Origin of the sequence: Herbaspirillum sp. B65, assembly GCF_000333555.1 — a bacterium.
GTDB classification, from domain to species: domain Bacteria; phylum Pseudomonadota; class Gammaproteobacteria; order Burkholderiales; family Burkholderiaceae_D; genus Herbaspirillum; species Herbaspirillum rubrisubalbicans.
Genome location: NZ_BADI01001022.1, coordinates 1 through 2,717 on the forward strand (window position 1 = coordinate 1; position 2,717 = coordinate 2,717).

The 2,717-nt window shown below is 61.0% G+C and carries 2 protein-coding genes and 2 pseudogenes; 3 read left to right on the forward strand and 1 reads right to left on the reverse strand.

The features are described from left to right. Together I5W_RS30500 and mltA are read left to right on the forward strand one after the other, a co-directional pair. Window positions 1-228, forward strand: a pseudogene (locus I5W_RS30500) (ABC transporter substrate-binding protein); the annotation flags it as partial. Next, window positions 228-1,169 (forward strand): annotated as a pseudogene (gene mltA, locus I5W_RS24095) (murein transglycosylase A); the annotation flags it as partial. The pseudogenes I5W_RS30500 and mltA, both read left to right, overlap by 1 nt. 80 nt (window positions 1,170-1,249) lie before the next feature. On the opposite strand, the gene I5W_RS24100 reads toward mltA, so the two are convergent. Then, window positions 1,250-1,687, reverse strand: coding sequence for a universal stress protein (locus I5W_RS24100; protein WP_017452460.1), 438 nt, complete (start codon window positions 1,685-1,687; stop codon window positions 1,250-1,252). Window positions 1,688-1,899: 212 nt separating this feature from the next. Here I5W_RS24100 and I5W_RS24105 point away from each other — a divergent pair, with 212 nt between their 5' ends. Further along, window positions 1,900-2,676 (forward strand): enoyl-CoA hydratase, encoded by a 777-nt coding sequence (locus I5W_RS24105; RefSeq protein ID WP_044531150.1) that lies wholly within the window; start codon window positions 1,900-1,902, stop codon window positions 2,674-2,676. Window positions 2,677-2,717: the final 41 nt, after the last annotated feature.

The window sequence follows — 2,717 nt, forward strand, 5'->3', positions numbered from 1 at the left end:
TTGCGCCAGTTGACCGATGAACGCATCCCCTTCCTGATCGAGGGCAACAGTTCGGCGGTGGCTGCGGCCTTGATCGATGCGGTCAACAAGCACAATCAGCGCGAGCCGGATCATCGGGTGCTGTTCCTCAATTACTCGGCGGTCGATCCCACCCTGACCAACGAGAAATGCAGCTTCTGGCACTTCCGCTTCGATGCCAGCGCCGACATGCGGATGCAGGCCCTGACCGTGCCGCCTGTAGCGCGGCCCAGCAGGTCAATGCCAATGACCTCGGTTTCCTGCGCCAATATTTCGAGACCTATTTCACGCCTTATCAGTTGTTTAACCCGGATGGTACCGATACCGGGCTGGTGACCGGTTACTACGAGCCGCTGCTGCGCGGTTCGCGTCGGCGCGGCGGGCCGTACCAGACGCCGCTGTACCAGGCGCCGGAGGACTTGCTGACCATCGACCTGGCCAGTGCCTACCCGGAACTGAAGAACTTGCGCCTGCGCGGCAAGCTGGTGGGGCGCAAGGTGGTGCCGTACCCGACCCGGGCTGAGTTGATGCAGGGCAATGCTCTGGCCGGCAAGGAGATCGTCTGGGTGGATGATCCGGTGGAGGCTTTCTTCCTGCAGGTGCAGGGTTCTGGTCGGGTCTACCTGCCGGAGTCGCGCGAGACCATCCGCCTGGCCTATGCCGACCAGAATGGCCGGCCCTACAAGTCCATCGGGCGCTATCTGGTGGACAAGGGCGAGATGGAACTGTCCCAGGCCTCGGCCCAGAACATCAAGGCCTGGGTCCAGGCCAATCCGGCGCGCAAGGAAGAGTTGCTCAATGCCAATCCCAGCTATGTCTTCTTCAAGGAAGAAAAGCTGCTCGATCCTTCCAAGGGACCCAAGGGCGCCCAGGGCATTCCGCTGACGCCGCAGCGCTCCATTGCCATCGATCCGCAGCATGTGCCGCTGGGGGCGCCGGTGTTCCTGTCGACCACCATGCCCAATAGCGAGCGGCCGTTGCAGCGCCTGGTGGTGGCCCAGGATACCGGCGGCGCCATCCGTGGCGTGGTGCGGGCCGATTACTTCTGGGGCTTTGGCGATGAGGCCGAGGACCGCGCCGGGTCGATGAAGCAGCGCGGCATGATGTGGGTGCTGCTGCCCAAGGGGATGATGCCGCCGGGTGGTAATTGATATCCGCAGATTCCTGTTGGCAACAAAAAAGCCTGGTCCCGTGAAGGGCCAGGCTTTTTTTGCAATGGGTGTCTGACTGCTTAGCGCAGCACCAGCACCGGGATGGTGGAATGGGTCAGCACCTTCTGTGTCTTGCTGCCCAGGAAGATGCGCGAGAGACCGCTGCGGCCGTGGGAAGCCATGAAGATGGCGTCGCAGCTATGGAATTGCGCGGCCTTGATGATTTCTTCATCCGGGTTGAAGGACATCACCACCTCAGTCTGGCAGGGCACGCCAGCGGCTGCGGCGGCGTCGGCGATCTTCTTGATGTACTGGTTGGCCAGGGTCTTGACGTTTTCTTCATAGAGCGCCGGGTCGATGGCCATGGAGCTTTCGGCCAGCGGCGAGAAGGGGTAGGGCTCGGCGACCGTGATGCCGATCAGGCGGGCGCCGCTGTTCTTGGCGTAATCCACGGCAGTGGCGATGGCCTTGTCCGAGCGTTCGGAGCCGTCGGTGGGAACGAGTATGGTCTTGAACATCATGGCCTCCTTATATAAGTCGTTCAGTCATTGAGTAATGCTTCAGGCGTGGGCTTGCAAGGATGACTCCAATATAGTCCTGTGCTGCCTTGCCTGCATGAAATTATTGGCAGTCATTGCGCCAGGTCGGACTGGCGCATTATTTTTGGCTTATTCTTGCGGTTCGCCGTGCCGGCTTGCTACCGATCCCATCTTAGAAGAAGGAGACCCACATGAGTTATGAAAACATCCTGGTCGAGACCCACGACAAGGTCGGCCTGATCCGCCTGAACCGTCCCAAGGCGCTCAATGCCCTCAACGACGCCTTGATGATCGAGCTGGGCCAGGCCCTGCTGGACTTCGATGCCCAGGATGAGATCGGCTGCATCATTGTCACCGGCAGCGAGAAGGCCTTTGCGGCCGGCGCCGATATCAGCGTGATGGCGGGCTATGACTATATGGAGGTCTTCAATGGTGAATTCATCACCCGCAACTGGGAAACCCTGCGTCGCATCCGCAAGCCGGTCATCGCAGCGGTGGCGGGATATGCGCTGGGTGGCGGCTGTGAGCTGGCCATGATGTGCGACTTCATCATCGCCGCCGACAATGCCAAATTTGGTCAGCCCGAGATCAAGCTGGGCATCATCCCCGGTGCCGGCGGCACGCAGCGCCTGCCGCGTGCGGTGTCCAAGGCCAAGGCGATGGATCTGGCGTTGACGGCACGGATGATGGATGCGCAGGAGGCCGAACGCGCGGGGTTGGTGTCGCGCGTCGTGCCGGCTGACAAGTTGATGGAAGAGGCGCTGGCCGCCGCCGTCACCATTACCGAGATGCCGCGTCAGGTGGCCATGATGGTCAAGGACTCGGTCAACCGCGCCTATGAGAGCACGCTCACGGAGGGGATCAAGTATGAGCGGGCGCTGTTCTATAGCTGCTTTGCGACCGAAGATCAGAAGGAGGGCATGAAGGCCTTCCTGGAAAAGCGGCCAGCGGTATTCAAGAACGCTTGATCACATTTTCGCCGATGTAAAAAAGGGTCGCCCGCCAGGGC